At 74.3% G+C, this 3,925-nt stretch carries 5 protein-coding genes; 2 read left to right on the top strand and 3 right to left on the bottom strand.

The genetic code is table 11. The features are described 5' to 3' along the window. Positions 1-868, bottom strand: an 868-nt coding sequence (locus HMPREF3159_RS10035; protein WP_070500905.1) for a type II CAAX prenyl endopeptidase Rce1 family protein, incomplete at its 3' end; no start/stop codon positions are given. Continuing rightward, positions 865-1,782 (bottom strand): class II glutamine amidotransferase, encoded by a 918-nt coding sequence (locus tag HMPREF3159_RS10030; protein ID WP_070500904.1) that lies wholly within the window; start codon positions 1,780-1,782, stop codon positions 865-867. The genes HMPREF3159_RS10035 and HMPREF3159_RS10030, both read right to left, overlap by 4 nt. A 124-nt stretch (positions 1,783-1,906) precedes the next feature. Between HMPREF3159_RS10030 and HMPREF3159_RS10025 the strand changes: the two genes are divergently transcribed. Both HMPREF3159_RS10025 and HMPREF3159_RS17120 read left to right on the top strand, forming a co-directional pair. Beyond that, on the top strand, positions 1,907-2,668 hold the full coding sequence (locus HMPREF3159_RS10025) for a glycosyltransferase family 2 protein (RefSeq protein ID WP_070500903.1): 762 nt from the start codon (positions 1,907-1,909) through the stop codon (positions 2,666-2,668). Further along, positions 2,665-3,405: a DUF2238 domain-containing protein gene (locus HMPREF3159_RS17120; protein ID WP_168165414.1), complete on the top strand. Its 741-nt coding sequence runs from the start codon at positions 2,665-2,667 to the stop codon at positions 3,403-3,405. Before HMPREF3159_RS10025 ends, HMPREF3159_RS17120 begins: the two co-directional genes overlap by 4 nt. Positions 3,406-3,463: 58 nt before the next feature. Here the strand turns inward: HMPREF3159_RS17120 and HMPREF3159_RS10015 are convergent. Further along, a partial coding sequence (locus HMPREF3159_RS10015; RefSeq protein WP_141748175.1) for an aldo/keto reductase occupies positions 3,464-3,925 on the bottom strand: 462 nt, incomplete at its 5' end.

Raw genomic sequence — 3,925 nt, 5'->3', positions numbered from 1 at the left:
CGGCCGCCCCGACGGCGCCGACGCCGGCGCCCGCGCCGCTGCCCGCGCCAACGGCCCCGACCAGGTGCGCGAGGACGGTGAGCATGGTGGTCAGCGCGATCGGCAGCTCGAGCCCGCCCGTCTTCCAGGCGAGCGCTCCGGCGCTGAGGCCGAGGGCGAGCGCGGGAAGCAGCACAGCCGGGGTGAGATCCCGGCCGATCAGCATCACGGCGGTGCCGGCGAGGACGGGCAGGGCGGGGCTGCGCAGCCAGGTGCCGAGCGCCTGCATCACGGTGCCGCGCAGGCTCAGCTCGAGTCCGATCGCCTGCACCGGGGCGAGGACCAGCACCAGCAGCACCACCAGCAGCAGCTGCGGGATCGAGGCACCGGACCCGGCGGCGTCGGGGGCGCCGGCGAGCATACCGGCGAGCGCGGCGAGCACGACCACCGCGAGCCCTCCCCCGGCTCCGGCGAGCAGCAGGGAGCGGTCCGGGCGCAGACGGGCCGCGACCGACCAGGCGGTGCCGAGCGGTCGCCAGCCGCCCACGCGCACGCCGACGATCCCCGCCGGCAGCCACATCGCGCCCATCGCCAGCGCCAGGCCGACGTCCAGGGGGCTGGTCGGGTCGCCGCTGGTGACGCCACGGGCGATGTTCACGCCGGGCACCACCGCGAGCAGCAGCACCGCGGTGACCAGCACGACGGAGCTGAGCACCACATAGGCGAGGAGGGCCGCGCCGAGGCTGAGCAGCGGCTTCGCAGGCCGGGACCAGGCGGGGCGGAGGGTCGCGAGGCGGTGGTACGCCGTCGCAAGGGTGGCCGACGGTGCGGCGTCGGGGGTGCTGTCGGGCGCGGCAGCGCCGGCCGGCTCGGAGCTCGCCCCGCTCATGCGGCGCGCTCGGCGAGGCGGCGGCGACGCTCCTGCTGCGCCTGGTCCTGGGCGGCGTGCGCCTGGGACGCGGCGGCGGAGAGGCCGAGGTCCTCCAGCGCCAGCGGCTGGGCGAGCGGGCCGAAGGGGCGCTCGCGGTGCATGGAGCCGTCGGCCGCGAGGTGCAGCAGCTCGCCGGAATCCATGAGACGCCAGGCGGGGTCATCGTCCATCGGCTCGGAGGCGATCACCACCGAGTCGATGCCGGCGAGGTCCTCGCTGCGGGTGCGCAGCGTGGCGGAGGACTGGTCCAGCGCCTCGCGGGGCGCGGACGTGGTCGCCTCGCGCTCCAGCACCCACAGCTCGTTGGTGGCGGGCAGGCGCACCGCGATCAGCTCCTCGTCCTTCAGCACCAGCACGTTCACCGAGTACACGGGCACGTTCCGCGCGATCCAGTCCAGCGCCGCGACGACGCCGCCGCGCAGGTCGCCGCCGTGCGCGGCGACCTCGCCGGTGATCAGCGCCGCCATCCACTCGCTGTCGGTGCTGCCGAGCACGTGGTGGGCCGCTCCGACCTCCCGCACCCGCTCCCGCATCTCCTCGGTCACCTCGAGCACGCCGTTGTGGGCGGAGAGGATCCCGTCCTGGAGGAAGGGGTGGGTGTTCTCGTCGCAGTGCCCGGTGCCGGAGGAGAGCCGCACGTGCGCGATCATCGCCCGGGACCGCACCGCGGTGGCGATCTGCCCGAAGCGCTCGGAGGCGTAGGCGGCCACGGGCTTCTTCGCGACCTGCGGGGCACCGTGCTCGTCGATCCAGCCCAGCCCCGTCCCGTCAGCGTTGAAGCGGGACTGGCTGAGCAGCGAGTAGGGGGCGTCCAGCAGCCAGAAGTCGGCGGTGATGGGCTGGTGGGAATGGAGGGCGAAGAGTCGGCACATGGCGCATCCACTGTAGAGCGGGAGGCCTGCGAGCGCCGTGAGGGCCGACACCCGGCCGGGAGATCGGCCGCCCGGGCGAGCGCTGCCAGGATCCGCCCTGGAAGCACGGGTAGCGTTCTGCGATGTGGAGTCCCCCGCCGACACCGAGCCCCGCAGCTGCTCGGTCGTCGTGCCCGTTCGCGACGACGCCGCCGAGCTGCGAGGTCTCCTGGAGGCCCTCGCGCAGCAGCGGGAGCCCGCGCTCGAGATCATCGTGGTGGACAACGGCTCGTGCGACGGCTCCGCAGCGGTGGCCCGAGCCGCGGGCTGCATCGTGCTGACCCTTCCCCCTCCGAGCATCGCCGCGGCCGCCGCCGCGGGCTACGACGTCGCCCGCGGGGACCTCATCGTGCGCTGCGACGCGGACAGCCGACCCTCGCCCGGATGGCTCGGCGCCCATCGTCTCGCACATGTCCGGTCGGGGCCCCGCACCGTGCTCGTCACCGGCCCCGGCCGTTTCCGGATTCCCGCACCTCTCGGGGAGCTCCTCTCGGGTCTCTACGTCGGCACGTACCTGCTGTGCACCGCCGCGGCGCTGGGGCACTTCCCGGCGTTCGGCACGACCATGTCGATGCGGCGCGCATGGTGGCACGAGGTCCGGGAGGAGACCTCCCGCAGCGCAGAGGTGCATGACGACATGGACCTGTCCTTCCGGGTACGGCCGGGGCAGCGCGTCCAGGTGACGCGGACGGTCGCGGTGGGCATGTCGGCCCGGGCGCTGCGGGTCGGCCACGATCCGCTGCGTCGGTGGCGCCGTGCGACTCGCACCCTGCGACGCAACTGGCGTCTCGAGCGGCCGTGGCAGCGCTGGGCGGCGAGGCTCACCGCGCCGGGTCGAGGGCGATGACCGCCGGACAGGCACGCGCCGTGGCCCTGCTGCCGGTGCGCTGGTCCGGGCTCGGCCTGTCGGCGGGCCTCGCGCTGACCGGGCACGGGGTGGAGGCCGCGGTGGCGATGCTGGTGGCGCTCGCGCAGGTGGTGGGCTGGCGCTCTCGCCTCCCGCTGGCCTGGGAGGTGGCGACCTCGGCGGCCTGCATGGTCGCGGCGATCAGCTCGTTCCTCCTGCTCTACGAGCGGATCCCCTGGTGGGACGTCCCGGTGCACACCGTGCTGAACGGGCTGCTCGCCGTGCTGGTGGCGCGGGTGGTCCGTTCCCGGGAGGTCTCCGCGGCGGAGGTGGTCGTGACCGGCGCGGTCCTCGCGGCGGTCTGGGAGCTGATGGAGCTGGCGGGTCATCACTGGGTGGACCCCGCCGTGCACATCGCCCCGGCCGACACCGCGCTGGATCTGATCGTGGCGCTCGGCGGCAGCGCGGTCGCGGCGCTGCTGTGGCGCCGACGGCGCTCAGCGCATCAGCAGCACCGCGACGAACGCCACGAGCAGGGTCGCGGCTCCGAGACCCCAGACCCAGCCCGGCACCGCGCGGCTCTTCGAGGTCACGACCGTCGCGTAGATGGCGATGATCGTGGCGAAGAGCAAGATCCCGGAGAGCAGGAGCAGCAGGAGAGCGGCGGTGCTCATGCGGCGACCGCCGAGCGCTGCATCGATGACGACAACTGCGGTCCTTCCTCCACCGTGCCCTGACCCGCCAGATGGTAGTACAGGACACGCTGACCTGGGTCCCGGGGCTCCGGGCTTCGGCTCAGCGGGTCTTCGCGCGCCCGCCGAGGGTGGACTCCCCCGGGGCGAGCGCGCCGACGACCCTGTGCGGGGCGTAGGGCGCCTCGAGCGCGGCGATCTCGTCGGCCGTGAGCTCGAGGTCGAGCGCGCCGAGCGCGCCGTCGATGTGCGAGGTCCTGGTCGCGCCGATGATCGGGGAGACGACCGGGTTCTTCGCGAGCAGCCAGGCCAGCGCCACGTGGACGCGCTCCACGCCGCGGTCTGCGGCGATCTTCGCGACCTGCTCGACGATGGCGCGGTCGGTGTCCTCGGTGGAGTCGTACTTCGACTTCGCCGTCTGGTCGGTGCGGGCCCGCTCGGTGTCCGCGTCCCAGTCGCGGGTCAGGCGGCCGGCGGCGAGCGGGCTGTACGGGGTGGAGGCGACGCCGAGCTCGCGCAGCAGCGGCATCATCTCAGTTAAGTCCCCGATAGTGGTGTAGCGCGG

Origin of the sequence: Brachybacterium sp. HMSC06H03 (assembly GCF_001807385.1) — a bacterium.
Classification (GTDB): Bacteria; Actinomycetota; Actinomycetes; order Actinomycetales; family Dermabacteraceae; genus Brachybacterium; species Brachybacterium conglomeratum.
The sequence above is the reverse complement of the archived record's forward strand: the minus strand, read 5'-3'. Positions and strand labels throughout refer to the sequence as shown.